The sequence below is a fragment of the Streptomyces sp. NPDC039736 genome (assembly GCF_055596485.1).
This window is the reverse complement of sequence record NZ_JBVIUQ010000001.1, coordinates 866,990-886,711: the sequence shown is the minus strand read 5'-3', so window position 1 is coordinate 886,711 and position 19,722 is coordinate 866,990. Positions and strand designations below refer to the sequence as shown.

General features: G+C 73.5%; 14 protein-coding genes. 7 read left to right on the top strand and 7 right to left on the bottom strand.

Translation table 11 applies throughout. From position 1 onward, the window contains the following. Nucleotides 1-885 precede the first annotated feature (885 nt). Complete coding sequence (locus ACZ56L_RS03725) at nt 886-1,821, top strand: chitosanase (protein ID WP_345218594.1); 936 nt, start codon at nt 886-888, stop codon at nt 1,819-1,821. A gap of 69 nt (nt 1,822-1,890) precedes the next feature. Here the strand turns inward: ACZ56L_RS03725 and ACZ56L_RS03720 are convergent, their stop codons facing one another. Together ACZ56L_RS03720 and ACZ56L_RS03715 are read right to left on the bottom strand one after the other, a co-directional pair. Then, nucleotides 1,891-3,576: a GMC family oxidoreductase gene (locus ACZ56L_RS03720; protein WP_468684564.1), complete on the bottom strand. Its 1,686-nt coding sequence runs from the start codon at nt 3,574-3,576 to the stop codon at nt 1,891-1,893. A gap of 105 nt (nt 3,577-3,681) precedes the next feature. Next, entirely contained in the window at nt 3,682-3,966 is a 285-nt protein-coding gene (locus ACZ56L_RS03715; RefSeq protein ID WP_401759277.1) for a WhiB family transcriptional regulator, read from the bottom strand. A 495-nt stretch (nt 3,967-4,461) separates the two neighbouring features. Between ACZ56L_RS03715 and ACZ56L_RS03710 the strand changes: the two genes are divergently transcribed. After that, complete coding sequence (locus ACZ56L_RS03710) at nt 4,462-5,883, top strand: FAD-dependent oxidoreductase (RefSeq protein ID WP_471061136.1); 1,422 nt, start codon at nt 4,462-4,464, stop codon at nt 5,881-5,883. Here the strand turns inward: ACZ56L_RS03710 and ACZ56L_RS03705 are convergent. Further along, nucleotides 5,880-6,974, bottom strand: coding sequence for an ATP-dependent DNA ligase (locus ACZ56L_RS03705; RefSeq protein WP_471061133.1), 1,095 nt, complete (start codon nt 6,972-6,974; stop codon nt 5,880-5,882). The genes ACZ56L_RS03710 and ACZ56L_RS03705 overlap by 4 nt on opposite strands. A 93-nt stretch (nt 6,975-7,067) precedes the next feature. Here ACZ56L_RS03705 and ligD point away from each other — a divergent pair, with 93 nt between their 5' ends. Continuing rightward, a complete protein-coding gene (gene ligD, locus ACZ56L_RS03700) occupies nt 7,068-8,105 on the top strand; it encodes a non-homologous end-joining DNA ligase (RefSeq protein ID WP_471061130.1) in 1,038 nt (345 codons plus the stop codon). After that, nucleotides 8,102-9,232, top strand: coding sequence for an ABC-2 transporter permease (locus ACZ56L_RS03695; protein ID WP_471061127.1), 1,131 nt, complete (start codon nt 8,102-8,104; stop codon nt 9,230-9,232). Before ligD ends, ACZ56L_RS03695 begins: the two co-directional genes overlap by 4 nt. A gap of 653 nt (nt 9,233-9,885) precedes the next feature. Here the strand turns inward: ACZ56L_RS03695 and ACZ56L_RS03690 are convergent. The 4 genes from ACZ56L_RS03690 to ACZ56L_RS03675 all read right to left on the bottom strand — a co-directional run bounded on the left by ACZ56L_RS03690 (nt 9,886) and on the right by ACZ56L_RS03675 (nt 15,008). Then, entirely contained in the window at nt 9,886-12,117 is a 2,232-nt protein-coding gene (locus ACZ56L_RS03690) for a glycoside hydrolase family 3 N-terminal domain-containing protein (protein WP_471061124.1), read from the bottom strand. Nucleotides 12,118-12,281: 164 nt separating this feature from the next. Continuing rightward, nucleotides 12,282-12,974 carry a TOPRIM nucleotidyl transferase/hydrolase domain-containing protein gene (locus ACZ56L_RS03685; protein WP_471061121.1) on the bottom strand — a complete coding sequence of 231 codons (693 nt, stop codon included), beginning with the start codon at nt 12,972-12,974 and terminating at the stop codon, nt 12,282-12,284. A 76-nt stretch (nt 12,975-13,050) separates the two neighbouring features. After that, a complete protein-coding gene (locus ACZ56L_RS03680; RefSeq protein ID WP_468684538.1) occupies nt 13,051-13,707 on the bottom strand; it encodes a response regulator in 657 nt (218 codons plus the stop codon). Further along, nucleotides 13,704-15,008 carry a sensor histidine kinase gene (locus ACZ56L_RS03675; protein ID WP_471061117.1) on the bottom strand — a complete coding sequence of 435 codons (1,305 nt, stop codon included), beginning with the start codon at nt 15,006-15,008 and terminating at the stop codon, nt 13,704-13,706. The genes ACZ56L_RS03680 and ACZ56L_RS03675 overlap by 4 nt, the downstream gene beginning before the upstream one ends. 603 nt (nt 15,009-15,611) lie before the next feature. Here ACZ56L_RS03675 and ACZ56L_RS03670 point away from each other — a divergent pair. The 3 genes from ACZ56L_RS03670 (at nt 15,612) to ACZ56L_RS03660 (ending at nt 19,672) form a co-directional block, all read left to right on the top strand. Continuing rightward, nucleotides 15,612-16,568 (top strand): ABC transporter ATP-binding protein, encoded by a 957-nt coding sequence (locus ACZ56L_RS03670; RefSeq protein WP_471061115.1) that lies wholly within the window; start codon nt 15,612-15,614, stop codon nt 16,566-16,568. After that, nucleotides 16,565-17,380 carry an ABC transporter permease gene (locus ACZ56L_RS03665; protein ID WP_471061111.1) on the top strand — a complete coding sequence of 272 codons (816 nt, stop codon included), beginning with the start codon at nt 16,565-16,567 and terminating at the stop codon, nt 17,378-17,380. Before ACZ56L_RS03670 ends, ACZ56L_RS03665 begins: the two co-directional genes overlap by 4 nt. A 189-nt stretch (nt 17,381-17,569) precedes the next feature. Further along, entirely contained in the window at nt 17,570-19,672 is a 2,103-nt protein-coding gene (locus tag ACZ56L_RS03660; protein ID WP_471061108.1) for an MDR family MFS transporter, read from the top strand. The last annotated feature ends 50 nt before the right edge of the window (nt 19,673-19,722 follow it).

The following is a 19,722-nucleotide window of genomic DNA, read 5'->3' as shown; positions in this document are numbered from 1 at the left end:
CACCCTCCTGCCCCTTCGGCACTTCGGCCGCCTCCCCTCGGCACGGTCGCCGCCTCCCTTTTCTCCTGGGGTGGCGGAGGCCGCCCTCCCCCGCTCCCTCTCCTTGGGCTCCGCAGCTCCCTCCACCCCCGCTCCCTCTGGGCTCCGCAGCCGCCCGCCACCCCCCGCTCCCTCTGGGCTCCGCAGCCGCCCGCCACCTCCGTCCCCTTGGGCGTCGCAGCCGCCCTGCCGCCTCAGCCCCCTTGGGCGACGGGGCCGCCCCAAGGGGGCGGAACGGGCGGGCAAGGGGGCGGCCCCTCCCGCTCCCGGCCCACCCGGGTGCCGCCCCTCGCGTAAGCACCTGTGCCGGGAAAGGGTCTCCATAAGGGCCGTGAGCTCAGCCCCGGCACCGGACGCCTCAGCCCCGTTCTGCTCACGCAGAAGAGGCCCCGGACCCGCCCCTTTCCCTAAAGCGCTCGCCGCGCGGCCAGGCGCACGGTTTCGTGCAGGAGCGTCGTGGCTGGGCGCGCAGTTCCCCGCGCCCCTGAACGGGGCGCCCGCCCCCGTGGGAAATGGGCAGGCGTGTCGTGCATGTGGGTGCGTAACGATCTGGGCGTGGCGCCGGCCCCCGGGCACGGCCCGCCGGGGGCGCGGCCCGGTACCGAGGCCGGCCGGGTGGCCGGAGCAGTGGCCGGCATGGCAATTGCCTTGAAGGCATGGGGTGTTGGAGAGCGGGCGGGGCACCTTCAGGGCAGGCGTGGGGGTGATGCGCCCCACCGTGCCCCGCCCCACAGCAGGGCGTATCGGGCGATCACGCCCCCCGCAGCCGGCCGGCCCCGGCAACGTCGCGGCCCCCGAGGGGGATCTCCTCGCAAGACCACCCCCCGCGCCACGTAATCTGTTCGGGTGAAACCTCTCACCCGTCTAGTCCTCATCGGCGCCCCGGTCGCCATCGTCGCCACCGCGGCGTTCGGCGGCCACCCCAAGGGGGACGACCCGATCTACGTCGACCCCTGGTCCACCGAGACCACCGCCGACGACCCGAAGCCCGACGAGGCGAAGAAGCCCAAGACCGACCAGGAGCTGATAGCCAAGCTGCCTCCGGGTCTCGCCGACCCCCTCCTGAAGGACCGGGCCGCGCAGATCATCTCCACCGCGGAGAACTCGACGAAGCACTGGCAGGGCCAGTACGCGAACATCCGCGACGTCAAGGACGGCAACGGCTACACGGCGGGCGTGATCGGCTTCACCTCCGGCACGCACGACATGCTGCAGCTCATCCAGGACTACACCAAGACCCACCCGGACAACCCGCTGGCCTCCTTCATCCCCGCCTTGCAGAAGGTCGACGGCACCGCCTCGCACGAGGGCCTGGACCCCGGCTTCACCCAGGCGTGGAAGCAGGCGGCGAAGGAGCCGGACTTCGTCAACGCGCAGAACGCGGCCCGCGACAAGTACTACTTCAAGCCCGCGGTCGACCTCGCGAAGATGGACGGCCTGGGCACGCTGGGCCAGTTCATCTACTACGACGCGATGGTCCTGCACGGCCCCGGCGTCGACAAGCGCGGCTTCTACGGCATCCGGGAGACGGCGCGCGCCAAGGTCAAGGCCCCCTCCGAGCTGGGCGGCAAGGGCGACAAGGCGTCGAAGCTGAAGGCCGAGAAGGCGTACCTGAACGCGTTCCTGGACGAGACGCGCGAGGTGCTGCGGACGAAGAAGACGCTCAACGACACCTCGCGGATCGACACGGCGCAGCGGGTGTTCCTCAAGGACGGGAACATGGACCTGAAGCTGCCGCTGAAGTGGAAGATGTACGGGGAAGAGTTCAGCATCACCAACTGACGGGGTCCGGCATCGGCCGCTGCCGCGGGGCGGCCGTTGCCGAGGGGGCGGGAGCCGGTCCGGGTGCCGTCACCGCCCGGGTGACGACGTTGACCCGCCGGGCGGCCGGACGTGCTCCCGGCGGGCGTCCTCGCGCAGCAGTTCGGCGGCCTTCTCCGCGATGGCGACGGTCGGGGCGTGGGTGTGGCCGCGCGTGATGTTCGGCATCACGGAGGCGTCGGCCACCCGCAGCCCCGCCACTCCCCGCACCCGCAGCCTCGGGTCGGTGACCGACCGCGGGTCGCGGCCCATCCGGCAGGTGCCGGTGGGGTGGTAGAGGGTCTCCAGGGAGCCGCGCAGCGCGGCGGTCAGCTCCGCGTCGTCGACGACGCCCGGGTAGAGCCCCATGGGCCCGCTGGTGTACGGGGCCAGGGCACGCCCCGCGAAGAGGCCCTCGGCGCGCCGCACGCCGGCCACGATGCGGCGCAGGTCCGAGCCCTCGGGGTCGGTGAGGTAGCCCGGCTCGATGCGCGGCGGGGCTTCGGGGTCGGGCCCGGAGAGGGTGATGCGGCCGGTGCTGGCGGGCTGGAGGAGGACGACGCCGATGGTGAGGCCGTGTTCGGCGGGCGGGACGAGCCCGTGCCCGACGAACGGCACCGGGGCGAAGATCAGCTCCAGGTCGGGCGCGTCGACGTCGGGGCCGCTGCGCACGAAGGCGACGGCCTCGGCCACGTTGGAGGTCAGCGGGCCGCGCCCGGCGAGGAGGTAACGGGCCAGGTTGGCGGGCGTGTCGGCACCGGTGAGGGTGATCGGGTCGGGGCAGCGCAGGGTGACGGTGGTGGACAGGTGGTCCTGGAGGCGGCGTCCCACCTCGGGCACGGCGACGCGCGGTTCGATGCCGAGGGCGCGCAGCTCGTCCGGGTCGCCGATGCCGGAGTGCAGCAGCAGGTGCGGCGAGCCGACCGCGCCCGCGCTGAGCACGACCTCGCGGCGGACGGTGATCAGGCCCGGCACGCCGTCGGCCTCGACGCCGACCACCCGGTGGGTGCCGGGGGCGAAGCGCAGCCGCCGCACCCGGGTGCCGGTGAACACATCCAGGTTGGGGCGCCGGCGGGCGGGCCTGAGGTATCCGTCGGCGGCGCTCCAGCGGCTGCCGCGCCGCTGGTTGAGCGGGGTGACGGCGAAGCCGCTGTGGTCGGGGCCGTTCAGCTCGGGCAGTTCGCGCAGCCCGTCCTCGCGGCAGGCGTCGAGGAACGCGCCGGTGAGCGGGCTGGGGTCGCGGGGCGGGGAGACGTGGAGGGGGCCCTCGGTGCCGTACACGGTGCGCGCGGGGGTGGGGCCCGTCCACCGCTCGGCGCGCCGGAAGTACCGTACGAACGCGTCGTACCCCCACTCGTGGCCGGCCGCCTCGCCCCAGGCGTCGTAGTCGTCGCGGTGGCCGCGCACCCACATCATGGCGTTCAGGGACGAGCTGCCGCCGAGCACGTGCCCGCGCGGCCAGTACAACTCCCGGCCGTCCAGGGCCGCTTGTCCGACCGTGCTGAAGTTCCAGTCGTACGGGGTCTTGAACAGCCGGGGGAAGGCCGCGGGCATGCGGATCTCCGGCTTGCTGCGGCGGTCCGGACCGCCGGACTCGACGAGTGCGACGCGCACGGTGGGGTCCTCGGAGAGCCGGGCGGCGAGCACGCAGCCCGCCGATCCGGCGCCGACGACGAGGTAGTCGTAGGTGTGCGTGGTGCCCGGCTCCTGCGCGGCGTACGGCTTGCGGCGGCTCAACGCGGCTCCCTGGTACGGCGGTTGCGGACTCACGTGCCCCGTGGGCACGACATGTACTGCCGGTGCCCCAGCATGACGGTCCGCGCGCCGTGTTACCAGTGGGTACTAGCGGGTTTCCCGGCCGCGGCGCAGCGCGTACCGCTCCTTCTCGGAGAGTCCGCCCCACACGCCGAAGCGTTCGTCGTGGCTGAGGGCGTACTCCAGGCAGGCGGCGCGCATGTCGCAGGCGCCGCAGAGCCGCTTGGCCTCGCGGGTGGAGCTGCCGGGCTCGGGGAAGAAGAACTCGGGCCCGGTCTGGGCGCACAGGGCGCTCTCCTGCCAGGAGATCTCACGGCCGGCGGGAAGGCGGGAGAGCGTACGGCCGGCGGGACGGATGGCGTTGATCGGCATGCGGCACACGCTGCCCGCTCTCGATCAACGTCCGATCAACGCTTGATCAACGGGCCCGCCACGCCCGGCGCGTACGGCCCCCGCCCCGCGACGCCGACGGCCTCGGCCCCCGGAAGACCATTGCGCCGGGCTCCCGCGTTCGTACAGGATTCGCCCATGACCGTAACCCGAAAGGCCGACGCCGCGTAGGCGCCGCGGGCGCGCCCGTGTCCGCGCCCGCGCTCCGGCATGCACCGGCCGCCCATGGCGCCGTACCGCGCCCGCTTTTGCTTCGAACACGAGCACTGCCCGTCCGTACGGGTGGGCCTGCCGAAGGCCGACACCTTCGTCCGTACCTCCTGGAGTCCCCTGTGAAGGCGCTCCGCCCCACGACCGGGGCCGGGCACGGCGGCGAGTGGGGGGTGGTGGATCTCGCGCGGTGGGACGGTTTCGGAGCGGGCGGGTCCTGGGGAGGTGTCGGGGGTCCGGAACCAACTGCCGCGAGGAGCACTCCACATGACTGATTTCGCAGTGGTCGGCGGCGGTGTCGCGGGGCTGGCGACAGGTCTGCTCCTGGCCCGCCGCGGCCACGCCGTCACCCTCTTCGAGCAGGACGCGCGCGCCCCGAGCGGCGACCTGGACGCCGACTTCTTCGACTGGCCGCGCCCCAGGACCGTCCCGCAGGCGGTGCAGCCGCACACGCTGCTGGGCGCGGCCCGTTCCGTGCTCATCGCCGAACTCCCCGACGTGTACGAGGATTTGCTGCGTCGGGGGGCGGGCGAGTACCGCGAGCTGAGCGTGTACGAGGAGCCGCCGGAGCCCGTCCCCGGCGACGAGGACCTGGTCCTGCTCCTGCCCCGGCGCATCCTCCTGGAGACCGTCCTGTACGACGCGCTGCGCGCGGAACCGGGGGCGGTGCTGCGATACGGGGAGCCGGTGACGGGCCTGGTCTTCGACGGCGTCGACGCGAGCGGCGTCCCCCGGGTCGCGGGCGTGCGCACGGACGCCGGCCCCTGCCCGGCGGACGTGGTCGTCGACTCGGCGGGGCGCCGGGGCGGCACGGCCGCCTGGCTGGCCGAGGCGGGCGGCCGGCCGCCGGTCGTCGAACGGCATCCCACCGGGCTCGTCTACTACTGCCGCTGGTACCGGCTGCCGGAGGGCGAGGCGCAGGGGCAGCCGGTGGTGGCGAGCGGCTCGTTCGGGGGGTGCGCGGTGTTCCCCGCGGACAACCGGGTGTTCGGGGTGGCGCTGTTCCTGCACGCGGGCGATCCGACGCGGGCGGCGCTGATGGACCCGGACGTCTTCGAGGCGGCGGCCGAGACCTTCCTGCCCGGGACGAAGCGGCAGGCCCGCCACGCCGCGCCGCTCTCGGGGGTGCTGCCGCTGGCCGGTCTGGAGAACCGCTGGACCTCGCTGGTGGACGAGGAGGGGCCCGTCGTCGCGGGGCTGCTGAACGTGGGCGACAGCTTCACCCACACCAACCCGACCATGGCGCAGGGCATTTCGCTGGCCCTGTGGTCGGCCCGTCGGCTGGCCCACCAGTGCGCCTCCCTGGACCCCTCGACCGCGGAGTTCACCGCCGCGTACCACGCGTGGGCGCTGGACGCGCTCCGTCCGTGGTTCGACGTGCAGGTCGAGACGGACGAGGCCGTCGGCCGCCGCTACGCCGACCGCGCTCCGGTCCCGTCGGCCGGTTTCGCCCGCGAGCGGGCGGCGATGACGGCCTGCGCCGTGACCGACCCGGTGGTGGGCCGGGCCCGTCTGCGGGTCCGCCACCTGCAGACGCTGCCGGCGCAGGCGTACGGCGACGAGGAGGTCCAGCAGCACCTGACGCGCTGGCTGGCCGCGAACCCGTCCTGGGAGCCCCGGGCCGAGGGCCCGACCCGGGAGGAGTGGGAGAAGGCCGTCGGCACCGGGCGGCGGGAGACGGCCGGCTAGGCGCCCGGGTCCCCGGGGGCGGGTCCGGAGGAGCCCAGGGCCTCGGCGAGGTCGTAGCTGACGGGCTCCTCCAGTTGTGCGTACGTACACCCGGCGGCGTCCCTGTCCGGCCGCCACCTGCGGAACTGCACCGTGTGCCGGAACCTCGTGCCCTGCATGTGGTCGTACGCCACCTCGCAGACCCGCGAGGGGTCCAGGGCGACCCAGGACTGGTCCTTCTGGCCGTTCCACCGGTTCTGGCTCCCCGGCAGCCGGTTCGCCTCGTGCGCGGACTGGTCCTCCCAGGCCGCCCACGGATGCCCGGCGCCCGGCGCGAGCCGCAGCGGCTCCAGTTCCCCGGCCAGCTCCGCCCGTCGCCGCGCGGTGAAGGCGGAGGCCGCCCCCACGTGCTGGAGCACTCCCCCGTCGTCGTACAGCCCCAGCAGCAGCGAACCGACCCCCAGGCCGGGCGTCTTGTGCGGCCGGTACCCGGCCACCACGCAGTCGGCCGTCCGCTCGTGCTTGATCTTGTACATGAGCCGTGCGTCCGGCCGGTACGGAAGGGTGAGCGGCTTCGCCATGATCCCGTCGAGTCCCGCCCCCTCGAATCGTTCGAACCACCGCTCCGCCGTCGCCCGGTCCGTCGTCGCGGGCGCCAGGTGCACCGGCGGCGCCGCCCCCTCCAGCACCTCCACCAGCGTCTTGCGCCGCTGCGCCAGCGGTACGTCGAAGAGCGCGAGGTCCCCCAGGGCGAGCAGGTCGAAGGCGACGAACCTCGCGGGGGTGCGTTCGGCCAGGAGGGTGATGCGGGATTGGGCGGGGTGGATGCGGTCGGAGAGCCGTTCGAAGTCCAGCCGCCTGTCCTGCGCGATCACGATCTCCCCGTCCACCACGCACCGGGCCGGGAGGCCGGCGAGCAGCGCCGGGACCAGTTCCGGGAAGTAGCGGGTCAGGGGCTTTCCGGTGCGGCTGCCGATGACCAGCGCGTCGCCGTCGCGGTGCACGATCGCCCGGAAGCCGTCCCACTTGGCCTCGTACTGCATGCCGGGCGGGATCCTCTTGACCGCCTTGGCCAGCATCGGCTTGACCGGCGGCATGACCGGCAGGTTCATTCGCGGAGGATCGTCGGCATGGGCACCCATGTCCCCGACCCTGCCCGAAACTCCGATATGCGGCATATGCAAGCTCGGCCTACCGTGGCGCACATGGGCAAAGCGGGCGAGGCGATCGAGCTGGATGCGGGAGGGCGGACCGTGCGGCTGTCCAGCCCCGACAAGGTCTACTTCCCCGCACGCGGCTTCACGAAGGCGGACGTGGCCCGCTACTACCTGGCGGTCGCCCCCGGAATCCTGCGCGCGCTGCGCGAACGGCCGACCACCCTGGAGCGCTTCCCGGACGGTGTCGAGGGCGAGTCCTTCTACCAGAAGCACGCCCCGAAGAACGTGCCCGACTGGCTGCCCACGGCCACCGTCACCTTCCCCAGCGGGCGCACCGCCGACGAGATCTGCCCGACCGAGGCGGCCGCGGTGCTGTGGGCGGCGAACCTGGGGACCCTGACCTTCCACCCCTGGCCGGTGCGCCGCGCCGACGTCGACCGCCCCGACGAGCTGCGCATCGACCTGGACCCGCAGCCGGGCACCGACTTCGCGGACGCGGTACGGGCCGCCCACGAGCTGCGCGCGGTGCTGGACGAGCACGGGCTGCGCGGCTGGCCGAAGACGTCGGGCGGCCGGGGCCTGCACGTGTTCGTGCCGATCGAGCCGCGCTGGGACTTCACGACGGTGCGCCGTGCCGCGATCGCGGTGGGCCGCGCGCTGGAACGGCGCATGCCGGACCGGGTGACGACGGCCTGGTGGAAGGAGGAGCGCGGCAGCCGCATCTTCGTCGACTTCAACCAGGCCACCCGCGACCGCACCATGGCCTGCGCCTACTCGATCCGCCCGAAGCCGCACGCCCCGGTGTCGGCGCCGCTGCGCTGGGCGGAGCTGGACGAGGTGCGCCCCGAGGACTTCGACCTGGCCACCATGCCGGTCCGGTTCGCCGAACTGGGCGACGTGCACGCCGACCTGGACGAGCAGGCGTTCGTACTGGACTCCCTGCTGGAGCTGGCGGAACGCGACGAGCGGGACCGCAGGCTCGGCGATCTGCCGTACCCGCCGGACTACCCGAAGATGCCGGGCGAGCCGAAACGGGTCGCGCCGAGCCGTGCCAGGCACGACGAACAGGGAGCGGGAGAGGGATGAGCAGCGAGACACCCGAGCCGGAACGCGCCGCCGGGGCCGCGCACGATCCGTCGCACGAGCCGCACGAGCCGCACGAGTCGCACGAACGGCACGGCGCGCACGGGCGGGTGCGTACGGGCGCGGAGCGGTGGGAGGCCTTCAAGAAGGGTCCGTTCCTGCCCGCGACGGTGCTGGTCCTCATCCTGGCCGTGGCCGCCGGGCTGTTCGCCGGCTCGTACACGTACACCATGGCCAACCCCAGCCCGCACCACATTCCGGCGGCCGTCGTCGGCGATCCGGCGACGCCGCAGCTCAAGCGGTTCGTGGCGGGACTGGACGAGGCGCTGCCCGGTTCGCTGAAGGTGACGTCGTACGCGACGGAGGCGGCGGCCCGTGAGGCGGTGGAGGAACAGCGCGAGTTCGCGGTGCTGCGGGCCGACGGGCGGAAGGTGGAGCTCGACGTGTCGGGCGCGTCCGGCGCCTCGGTGGCGCAACTGCTCGGGGAGGCCGGGGCGAAGGTGGGCGAGGCGGCCGGGGTGGACGTCGAGGTGAAGGACGTCAAGCCCCTGCAGAAGGGCGACCCGCGCGGGCTCGCCCTCTTCTACATCTCCCTCGCCGCGGTGATCATCGGTTTCGTCGGCGCGATCCAACTCAGCGTGCACGCACGGGGGCTGAACCCGGCCGAACGCATCGCCTTCCACGTCGCGTACTCCCTCACCGGGGCGTTCGCGATCGCGGCGGTGGTGGACTGGCTGCTGGGGGCGCTGGACCTGCCGTTCGTCCAGTCCTGGCTGATCCTGGCGCTGACGATGTTCACGTCGGGGATGGTCTTCACGATGTTCAACACGCTGATGGGGCGCTGGGCGATGCTGCCGACCTGGGGGCTGATGGTCCTGCTGGGCAATCCCTCCTCGGGCGGGGCGGTGTCGTGGCCGCTGCTGCCGTCGGTGCTGGGGCACATCGGGCAGTGGCTGCCGCCGGGGGCGTCGGTGAACGCGCAGCATACGGCGGTCTACTTCCAGGGGCACCAGCACGTGTTCCCGTACGCGGTGCTGGCGGCGTGGGCGGTCGGGTCCTGCACGGTCTTCTGGGTCTGGCGGCACCGGCATCCGGGAGGGCGCGAGAAGGGGGCGGCGCATGCCGCGTGAGGCGGTGCGGGGCGGCCCATGCGGCGTGCTGCGACTCGGTCCGGCCCGCGCCGTGTGACGCGCTCCGGACCGCCCCACACCGCGTGACACGCCCCCGGACCGGCCTCCCCTCTCCCCTTCCCCTTTCCCTGAAGCGCCCCCGCCCTCTTGCGCGCCGCAGCCCGCCTCCGCCCTCGTCCCCTTGCGCTTCGCAGCCCACCTCCACCCCCGCTCCCTTGCGCGTCGCAGCCGCCCTACCCCCTTCCCCCGTCCCCTTGGGCGACGGGGCCGCCCCAAGGGGGCGGAACGGGCGGGCAAGGGGGCGGCCCCTCCCGCTCCCGGCCCACCCGGGTGCAGCCCCTCGCGTCAGCGCCTGCGCCGGACGCGCGAACCCGCCAAGGCCGTGAGCCCAGCCCCCGGTACCGGACGCACAGCCCCGCCCGGCTCAGGCAGAGAGGCCCCGGACCCGCCCCTTTCCCTAAAGCGCTCGCCGCGCGGCTGCCTCCGGTTCACTGCGGATGCGTCGTGGCCGGTCGCGCAGTTCCCCGCGCCCCTGAAGGGGTGCCACCCCCGGTGGGAACCGTGCGGGAGCGGGTGGTTGCTCACGCAGTTCCCCGCGCCCCTGGAAGGGCGCCGCGCCCGGCGGGGAAGCGGGCCGGACGGGGTGGGTGGGGTCAGGACACCTCGATCGTGCACGAGGCGCCGGCCGTCGAGCTCGACCCCACGAAGAGCTCGATCCTCCCCGGCTCCACCACGAACCGCCCGTCCACCGCGTTCGTCCAGAACCCCAGATCCTCCGCCCCCAGCGAAAAGCGCACATCCGCCGACTCCCCCGCCCCCAGCGCGACCCGCTCGAAGCCCCGCAGCCGCCGCACCGGCTGCACCAGCGACGCCACCGGGTCGTGGACGTACAACTGCACGACCTCGTCGCCCGCCACCTCGCCCGTGTTCCGCACGGAGACCTCCACCTCCAGCCGTTCGCCCCGCTTCAGCTCCGCCGCCCCGATCCGCGTGACGCTCGCCCGCGGCTCGCCGATCTCGAAGGTCGTGTAGCTCAGCCCGTACCCGAAGGGGAACTGCGGCGTCCGGTCGACGTCCAGGTAGCCGGTGACGAAGGTGTTGCCGGGGGACTTCGGGTCGTACGGGCGCCCGGTGTTCTCGTGGTTGTAGTGCACCGGGATCTGTCCCACGGTGCGCGGGAAGGACACCGGCAGCTTGCCGCCCGGGTTGACCCTGCCGAACAGCACGTCGGCGACGGCGTTGCCGCCCTCGATGCCGGGGTGCCACGCCTCCAGCACCGCCGACGCGGAATCCACCCAGTTCCCGACCGTCAGCGGCCGTCCGTTCAGCAGCACCACCACAAAGGGGACGCCGGTCGCCGCGACCGCCCGGATCAGTTCCTCCTGGCCTTCCGGCAGCCCGAGGTCACTGCGCGACGCGGCTTCCCCGCTGAGTTTCGCGCCCTCGCCCACCACGACGACCACCACGTCGGCAGCCTTCGTCGCCCCGACCCCGTACGTGACGCGCGCGCCGCGCCCGGCGGCGTCGCGGATTCCGTGCAGCACGGTCACTGGCGGGAACTTCTCCCCGCCCGGCCCCGCCCATGTGCCGTGCAGGTCACGGGAGTCCGCGAACGGACCGACCACCGCCACCGCCTTCCCCGGCGCGATCGGCAGCACCCCGCCCTCGTTCTTCAGCAGCACCATGGACCGGGCGGCCGCCTCGCGCGCGGCCCGGCGCGTCTCGGGCGTCGGCCCGGGAACGGCCTGCGCCTCCCGCACGTACGGGTCGGCGAACAGCCCGAGCGCGTGCTTGAGCCGCAGGACCCGGGCCACCGCGTCGTCGAGCCGCTCCTCCTTGATCCGCCCGTCGGCGAGCAACCGCGCGCCGTGCTCGGCGAGATGGGTGCTGACCATCTCCATGTCGACGCCCGCGTTGAGCGCGATCCGGCCCGCGTCCGCGCCGTCGGCGGCGAATCCGTGCGGGAGGAGTTCGCCCACGCCGTTCCAGTCGCTCACCACGACCCCGTCGAACTCCCAGTCCTCCTTGAGGATTTCGGTGAGGGTGTGCCCGTTGGCGTGCGCGGGGATGCCGCTGAGGGTGTTGAAGGAGGCCATGACGGTGGCGCAGCCCGCGTCGAGGGCGGCCTTGAAGGGCGGCAGGTAGAGGTTGCGCAGCCGGGACTCGGAGACGTCGACCGTGTTGTAGTCGCGGCCGCCCTCCGCCCCGCCGTACGCCACGAAGTGCTTGGCGCAGGCCGCGACGCGGTCCTTCGCCTTCAGACTGTCCGGGCCGGAGCCCTGGTAGCCGCGCGTCTTGGCGGCCGCGAACGCCGCCGTCAGGTACGGGTCCTCGCCGCAGCTCTCGGCGATGCGGCCCCAGCGGGGCTCGTGGGTGACGTCCATCATCGGGGCGAACGTCCAGTGGACGCCCTGCGAGCGGGCCTCCTTCGCCGACACCTCGCCGTCGACCCGGGCGACCTCGGGGTCGAAGGCGGCGGCCTGGGCGAGCGGGATCGGGAAGGTGGTCCAGAAGCCGTGGATGACGTCGAGCCCGAAGACCAGCGGGATGCCGAGCCGGGACTCCTCGACGGCGATGCGTTGCAGCGCATTGCTGTGCCGGGCGCCGATGATGTTGAGTACGGAACCCAACTCGCCCTTCCTGGCGGCCTGTTCGGCGGCCGCGGTCTGGCTGCCGCCGGGGCCCGTCGCCCCGGTCCAGGAGAGCTGCTGGAGCTGCCCGAGCTTCTCGGCGACGGTCATGCGCCCGATCAGCGCCCGGATCTCCTCCTCGTGCCCGCCGTCCGCCGTCCCGGCAGCCGCCGGTTCCGTCGCCGCCACGGCGGCGGCCCCGCTGCCGGTCATCGCCGCGAGGAAGGTACGCCGTCCCACGCCACCGTCACCCATGTCTTCACCTTTTGAATGAGTCGAACCCGCTGTTTGCCACGAAGGCTCCAGGTAATCACCTCGGACGGTGCTGCGGCAGGGGGCGGCGGGGGCCGAGCGTCCACTGTCCGCCCGCATGGCCCACGTCGGCGGCGCGGGTCGCCCGGTCGTCGCCCGGGCAGTTCTCACACGTGGGCGAGCAGCGCGTCCAGCGGGTGCGGTGCACGGTCCAGGTCGAGCGCGTCGACCATGGCCCGCGCATAGCTCTCCTTGCGCCCCGCGGTGGTGCCGATGAACCTGCGGAGCTGCTGGTGCGCGGTGCGGGGCCGCTGCGCGGGCTGGTTCCTGAACGTGCGCAAGGAGCGCAGGTCCCCTTGTTCCGCGGCGACTTCCTCCACGCCTTCGCAGCCGAGGGCGCGGATGAGCTCGTCCTCCAGGTCGGCGTCGCAGACGTGGAAGCCGAGCCGTTCGAGTTCTCCGTACGTTTCGGGGCTGCCGAGCCCCGCCCGTTCCAGGGCCCGCCGGAAGTAGCCGGTCTCGGCGGCGTCGCACAGCCCGCACAGCCGGAGGTCCAGCCCGCGCGGGCCGAGCAACGCCAGGAACCGTCCGACGCCGGTGGCTCCGCCCATCGGCAGGACGCACACCGCCTCGGCGTCGAGGTCGCGCCCCCGGCGCACGGCGAGCGCCTCCAGCGCGGCGCGGTCGCTGACGCCCTCGACGAGGACGACGGTCCGGGGGCCGTGCGTACGGGCGAGCCCGGTGGCGGTCCCACGGGCGGCGTCCGCCGCCGGCCCCCCGGCCGCCCAGGCGACGGCGGCTTCCCGGAACCGGTCCGACGCGTGCGTCTGCGGTCCGCTCTCCACCCGGTTGTCGTCCACCGGTTCAGTCTGGCAGGCACGTCGGAGGGAGGGGCGGCGGGCGGACGGCTGCGGCCGCTGGGGTACGCCGGCGCCCTCACCCCTGGCGGCCGACCAGTCCCGTGTCGTACGCGATGATCACGAGCTGGACGCGGTCGCGGGCGCCCAGTTTGGTGAAGAGGCGGGCCACGTGGGCCTTCACGGTGGCGACGCTGATGAAGAGTTCGGCGGCGATCTCGCTGTTGGACAGCCCGCGCCCGACCAGCACCAGCACCTCCCGTTCGCGGCCGGTGATGCCCGCCACCTCACGGGCGACGGGCGCGGGCGCGGGGCGGGCGGCGAACTCGGCGATCAGGCGGCGCGTGACGCCGGGCGCGATGAGGGCGTCGCCCGCGGCGACCACGCGGACGGCGGCGAGGATGTCCTCCAGCGCCATGTCCTTGACGACGAATCCGCTGGCTCCGGCCCGCAGCGAGCCGTGGACGTACGCGTCGTCGTCGAAGGTGGTGAGCATCAGGACGCGCACGGCGGGGTGGGCAGCGGTGATGCGGTGGGTGGCCTCGATGCCGTCGACGCCGGGCATCCGGACGTCCATGACGACGACGTCGGGGCGCAGCGCGTCGACGCGTGCGACCGCCTGGTCCCCGTCGGCGGCCTCGCCGACGACCACGAGGTCGGGCGTGTCGGCCATGAGGACGCGGAGGCCGGCCCGCACGAGCGGCTGATCGTCGGCGAGCAGTACGCGCACGCTCATCGGCCGCTCACCCGGCCCGTCGCCGCACCGGGGGCCGCCTCGGCGGGGCCGGGTGGGAGCACGATGTCGCGGCCCGGGGTCGGATCGGGGGCGGGGGGCGTTGCCGGTTCGGGCGTTAGGCGGTCGGGAGGAGCCGGATGTCCCTGCTCCGTCCCCCGCGGTACGGGGAGCCGCGCCGCCACGCGGAAGCCGCCGCCCGCGCGGGGGCCCGCCGTGAACGTGCCGTGCAGGAGAGCCGCACGTTCGCGCATGCCAGCCAGGCCGTAGCCGAAGCCCGGGGGGCGGGCGCCGCCGGCGCCGTCGTCGAGCACCTCGATGCGGAGTTCCGTCGCGTGCTGCTCGACCGTGACCCGGCACGCGCCGGTGCCCGCGTGCCGTACGACGTTGGTGACCGCTTCCTGGACGATCCGGTACGCGGACAGGTCCAGATCGGTGGGGAGCGGGCGCGGCTCCCCCGTGCGGTGGAGGTCCACCCGTACGCCTGCGGCCGTGGCCGTTTCCACCAGGCGGCCGAGGTCCGCCAGGCCCGGGGGCGGGCCTTGTGCACTGCGGTCCGGTTCGGCCTGGCGGAGGGCGCCGAGCATCCGGCGCAGGCCGGAGAGGGTGTCGCGGCTGGTGGTCTCGATGGCGGTGAGCGCGTTGCGGGCCTCGTGGGGCTGGGTGTCGATGACGCGGCTGCCGACTCCCGCCTGGATGGCGATGATGCCGATGCTGTGCGCGACCATGTCGTGCAACTCCCTTGCGATACGCAGGCGTTCCGCGGTGACGGCCTGTGCTGCGGCCTGCGCGCCGAGAGCCGCCGCGTGCTGCCTGCGTTCGCGGACCGAGTGGCCGACGCCCCAGGCGACGAGGAGGACGAGGAGGAAGAAGAGGAGGGTGGAGACGTAGACGTTCTGGCCGGAGGTGAAGTACGGAGCCGCTGCCGCGAGCGTGGCGAACACGGCGGCGGCCGCGCCGACCGACCACCGCGGCCCTCGCGTGGCGGCGACGACCGCCACCGCGAAGGCCCCGGACGCGACGAGCGAGTACCCGGCCCACTCCGCCTCGGGCCGCAGGGGCAGGACGGGAGAACCGCTCGGGAACTCCACCCACCGCTCCGGGACGGTGGTCCCGCCCGCGAACGTGCCGACGACCACGGACAGCAGGCCGGGCAACGGCCGACGGCGCAGCAGCCCGAGCGGCAGCACGCCGAGCAGAACGGGCACCAGAACCTGGAGGGCGGTGGGGTACGCGCGGCTCTCGTGCAGGGCGAAGTGGAGGGCCACGGGGAAGACGAGCGCCCCGGCCCAGGCAAGGACCACACGGGGACGGGACGACGCGGGGGGTGTGGGCCCGATGACTCGGTGGGGGGCGGGGGTGTGGCCGGGGCCGGGGTCTGGCCCCGACCCGGGGTCGAAGCCAGGGGCAGGGACGGGGCCCGTCCCGTTGCCAACTCCGGTACGGAGCATGAATCCGGTACGGGCTGCGGCCGCGGCACGGAGCACGGGACCGATACGCGGTGCGGCTCCCGCACGGGACGCGGTTCCGGTGCGCCCAGCGATTACGTACAGGGCACCCGGGCCGCCCGGGCCCCGTTGCCCGCCTCGGCCGGTCCGGTCCCTCCGACAACCCCCGCCACCCCGACCACCCCAGTCGCCCCCACCGCCCCGTCCCACCGGCCCGCCCGAAGCCCCCGTGCCGCCCGGCGCCTGGGCCCGCCCCCTCCTCCACCAGCGGCGCAGCCTCTGGCCGGGGAAGCCGGTGGCCGGGCCGTGCCCTACTCGTTCGTACATGCGGACGATCGTACGGCCGCCGCGACGTCCGGTCATTGGCCCCGGGACGTACGCCCACGGGCTGCCACCGACCCCGGAACGTGGCCGCCGGTCCAATGCCCGCGCGGGGTCCCGGGCCGCAGCCTGATGCACATGATCGAAGCGAACGAACTGACGAAGCGATACGGCGGGACCACAGCCGTCCGCGGTCTGTCCTTCACCGCGCACCCCGGCCACGTCACCGGTTTCCTCGGGCCCAATGGGGCCGGGAAGTCCACCACGTTGCGAATGATCCTCGGCCTCGCCGAGCCGACCTCCGGCACCGCGCTCGTCGCCGGCCGCCCGTTCGGCGCGCTCCCGCGCGGGCTGCGGCACGTCGGGGCGCTGCTCGATGCCCACGACGTGCACCACGGGTACACGGCGCGCGCCCACCTCTCGGCGCTGGCCCGCAGCAACAGCATTCCCCGCGCCCGGGTGGGCGAGGTCCTGGAGGAGGTCGGGCTCGCGGAGGCGGCGGGGCGGCGCGTCGGCGGGTTCTCGCTGGGCATGAAGCAGCGGCTCGGGATCGCGGGCGCACTGCTCGGGGACCCACCGGTGCTGATCTTCGACGAGCCCGTCAACGGCCTCGACCCGGAGGGGGTGCTGTGGCTGCGCACCCTGCTGCGCCGACTGGCCGCCGAGGGGCGGACCGTGTTCGTATCGAGCCATCTGATGTCGGAGATGCAGAACACGGCCGAACGGCTGATCGTGATCGGCCGCGGCGAGCTGATCGCCGCCGAGAGCCTGACGGAGTTCGCCGCGCGCGGCACCCGGCTGAGCGTGACGGTGCGCACCCCGGACGCGGCGGACCTGACCCCTGAGCTGATCGCGGCCGGAGCGTCGGTGGAGACGGGCACGGACGGGCGCCTGACGGTGACCGGGCTGCCCGCGCCCCGCATCGGCGAGCTCGCCGCCCAACACGGCTGCCTCCTTCATGAGTTGACCCCGCACACCTCCTCCCTGGAGGAGGCCTTCATGGAACTCACCGCCGACAGCGTCGAGTACGGCGCGACACGGGACACGCCCCGTCGTACAGCACCGCGCACCACACGGACCGGATCCGCCCGATGACCACTCCCCTGGCCGCCCGCTTCGTCGACCTCATCGCCGCTGAGTGGATCAAGTTCTGGTCCCTGCGTCCCACCCGCTGGACCTTTCCGTCGGCGGCACTCATCGTGCTGGGCATCGGCGTCAACGGAGCCGTCGCCGACCACCGCAACTTCCCTCGGTACGCCGAAGGGATCCGCGAGAACTTCGTTCCCACCTGGGCGATCCGGGACGCCTTCCCGATCGCCTCCGCCATGGTGCTGATGCTGATCGTCGGCACACTGGGGGCCCTGGCCGTCGTCAACGAGTACGCGAGCGGCCTGATCCGGACGACCTTCGCCGCCGTCCCGGCCCGGCGCTCGCTGCTGGCCGCCAAGGCACTCGTCCTGACGGGGGTCACGGGAGTGTTCGGGGTGGTTGTGGTGGCCGCCTCGTTCGCGGTGACCCAGGCGATCCTGTCCGGGCGGGGCGCGGGACTGTCGTTCGGCGACCCCGGGGTGCTCGGGTCCCTGGCCGCGTCAGCCGCACTCGCCCCGCTGAGCGCACTCGTCGGTCTGGGCATCGGGGTGCTGCTGCGACACGGTGCCGCCACGGTGGCGGTCACCGCGCTGGTACTGGTCCTGCTGCCGTCGTTCGTCAGCCAGGACGAGGCGTGGACGGCGGCGATCAAGTTCGCGCTGCCGCTGAACGCCTGGCAGAACCTCGCCACCGTCGCACCGCTGCACGTACCGCTCCCCCACACCCCTTCCGCCGCGCACTCGTGGGCGGTGCTGGCGCTGTGGCCGGCGCTCTCGGCGGCGGCCGCGCTCGTCCTCGTACGCCGGAGGGACCTTTGACGTGGCGTCATGCACAGGGACGGCGCGTGTACGGACGTTCCGGTCGTCGCCGGAGCGGGTCGACCGCGATTCCGCCCTTGACCAGCGACTCTCCGTCGCCGACGGCAGTGTCGCCGCGGCCGCGCCGTCCGTCACCGGGCCGGCCCTCCCCCACGTGCGCGATCCCCCCGCCGGTGTGATCGTGCGAGGGTGACCACTGCCAGCGAGAACGCCACCGCATCCGCCGCGCAGCCCGCCGAGCCGGTGCCTCCCGTCCTGGACGGCCGCAGGCGCAACATCGTCTTCGGCACGATCATGCTGGGCGTCCTCCTCGCGGCCCTCGACCAGACGATCGTCGGCACGGCCCTGCCGACGATCGTCTCGGACCTCGGCGGCGCGGCCCACATGTCGTGGGTGGTCACGGCCTACCTCCTCGCCGAGACGGTCGCGACGGTCCTGGTCGGCAAGTTCGGCGACCTGTTCGGCCGGAAGGTCGTCTTCCAGATCTCCGCGGTCATCTTCATCACGGGCTCCTTCCTCTGCGGCCTCGCCACCGACATGACCCTCCTCATCGCCTGGCGAGCGGTGCAGGGCATCGGCGCCGGCGGCCTGATGGTCACCGCGATGGCACTGATCGCCGATGTGATCCCGCTGCGTGAGCGCGGCAAGTACCAGGGGGCGATCGGCGCCGTCTTCGGCGTCTCGACGGTCGTCGGCCCGCTCCTCGGCGGCCTCTTCACCGACCACATGTCCTGGCGCTGGGCCTTCTACGTCAACGTACCGATCGCGATCCTGGTGGTCCTGGCCGCCGCCCGCACCATCCCCTCCGTCAAGTCGGCCGACAAGCCCCGCATCGACTACCTGGGCATCGCCCTCGTCGCGATCGGTTCCAGCGCCCTGGTCCTGGCGACGAGCTGGGGCGGCAACGAGTACGCGTGGGGCTCGGCGGTCGTCATCGGCCTCTTCGTCGGCGGCGTCGTCGCGCTCGCGCTCTTCTGCGTGGTCGAAACCCGGGCGGCGGAGCCCATGCTCCCCATGAAGCTGTTCGCCAATCCGGTCTTCACCGTCTGCTCGGTCCTCAGTTTCATCGTCGGCTTCGCGATGCTCGGCGCGATGACCTTCCTTCCCACGTACCTCCAGTACGTCGACGGGGACTCGGCCACGATCTCGGGCGTCCGTACGCTCCCCATGGTCCTCGGCCTGCTCATCGCGTCGGTCTTCAGCGGCAACGTGGTCAGCAAGACCGGCACCTACCGGATCTTCCCGATCGTCGGCTCGGCGGTGATGGGTCTCGGCCTGTACCTCCTCTCGCTGATGGGCCCGACGACCGGCACCTGGCTGGAATCGCTCTACATGTTCGTGCTGGGCGTCGGCATCGGCCTGTGCATGCAGGTCCTCACCATCGCCGTCCAGAACACCGTCGACTACGCGGACCTGGGCACCGCCACGTCCGGTGTCACCTTCTTCCGTACGCTCGGCAGCTCCTTCGGCGCCGCGGTCTTCGGCACGATCTACGCGAACTCCCTGAAGCCCAACCTGACGGAGGGCGTGACCGCCGCGACCCGCCTGGCCCCCGCCGGCACCGACCCCGCCGCCGTCGCGCGGGCCGCCCAGAACCCGCAGGCGCTGCACGGGCTCCCCGCCGCCCAGATCGAGCCGATCGTCCAGGCGTACGCGAACACCCTCAGCACGGTCTTCCTGTGGACGGTGCCGGTGGCGGTCCTCGGCTTCCTCGTCTCGCTCTTCCTCAAGCAGGTGGAGCTGCGCGACACCTCACGTGCCGCCTCCGCCGACCTGGGCGACGGCTTCGCGCAGCCGACCCCGAGCGGAGCGCACGGCTCTTCGCAGGCCCTGGAACGGGCGGTCGCCCGCATCGTCCGCGCCAAGGGGCCCCTGACGGCCCGCCAGATCGTCACGGACTCCGACACCCGCCTCGACATCGCCGGCGCGTGGGCGGTGATGCAGGTGGACCTGTTCACCCGGATGGTCGGCCACGCCACGCTCGGCCTCGTCTCCGGCCGCCGCAACGTGCCCCCGGAGGTACTGCTGCCCGTCTTCGACCGCATGGTCGACGAGGGCTACCTGACCCGCGACGGCAACTTCCTCTCCCACACTCCGGCCGGTGAGCGCGAGGCGCGCGTGATCGCCGACGCGTGGTCGACCTGGCTGGGCGACCAGCTCGAGAAGGACGCGGGCCGCCCCCGCAGCGCGGAACTCCACGCCGCCGCCGACCGCATCGCCAAACGCCTCCTGGCCGAAGACCTGGCCCAGAACCTCCCGGTGGCGGCCCGGGAGGGCGCGTCGGCCGGGTAGCCGCCCGGACGGCGTCCGAACCCCGCGGTCCGGCGCCGGGCGACGGCTTC

What these genes read in the sequence shown, in the direction of transcription:
- ACZ56L_RS03715 (WP_401759277.1), bottom strand. Translation starts at nt 3,966, where the DNA reads ATGCCGATCAACGCCATCCGTCCCGCCGGCCGTACGCTCTCCCGCCTT.
- ACZ56L_RS03710 (WP_471061136.1), top strand. Translation starts at nt 4,462, where the DNA reads ATGACTGATTTCGCAGTGGTCGGCGGCGGTGTCGCGGGGCTGGCGACA.
- ACZ56L_RS03705 (WP_471061133.1), bottom strand. Translation starts at nt 6,974, where the DNA reads ATGAACCTGCCGGTCATGCCGCCGGTCAAGCCGATGCTGGCCAAGGCG.
- ligD (WP_471061130.1), top strand. Translation starts at nt 7,068, where the DNA reads ATGGGCAAAGCGGGCGAGGCGATCGAGCTGGATGCGGGAGGGCGGACC.
- ACZ56L_RS03695 (WP_471061127.1), top strand. Translation starts at nt 8,102, where the DNA reads ATGAGCAGCGAGACACCCGAGCCGGAACGCGCCGCCGGGGCCGCGCAC.
- ACZ56L_RS03690 (WP_471061124.1), bottom strand. Translation starts at nt 12,117, where the DNA reads ATGGGTGACGGTGGCGTGGGACGGCGTACCTTCCTCGCGGCGATGACC.
- ACZ56L_RS03680 (WP_468684538.1), bottom strand. Translation starts at nt 13,707, where the DNA reads ATGAGCGTGCGCGTACTGCTCGCCGACGATCAGCCGCTCGTGCGGGCC.
- ACZ56L_RS03670 (WP_471061115.1), top strand. Translation starts at nt 15,612, where the DNA reads ATGATCGAAGCGAACGAACTGACGAAGCGATACGGCGGGACCACAGCC.
- ACZ56L_RS03665 (WP_471061111.1), top strand. Translation starts at nt 16,565, where the DNA reads ATGACCACTCCCCTGGCCGCCCGCTTCGTCGACCTCATCGCCGCTGAG.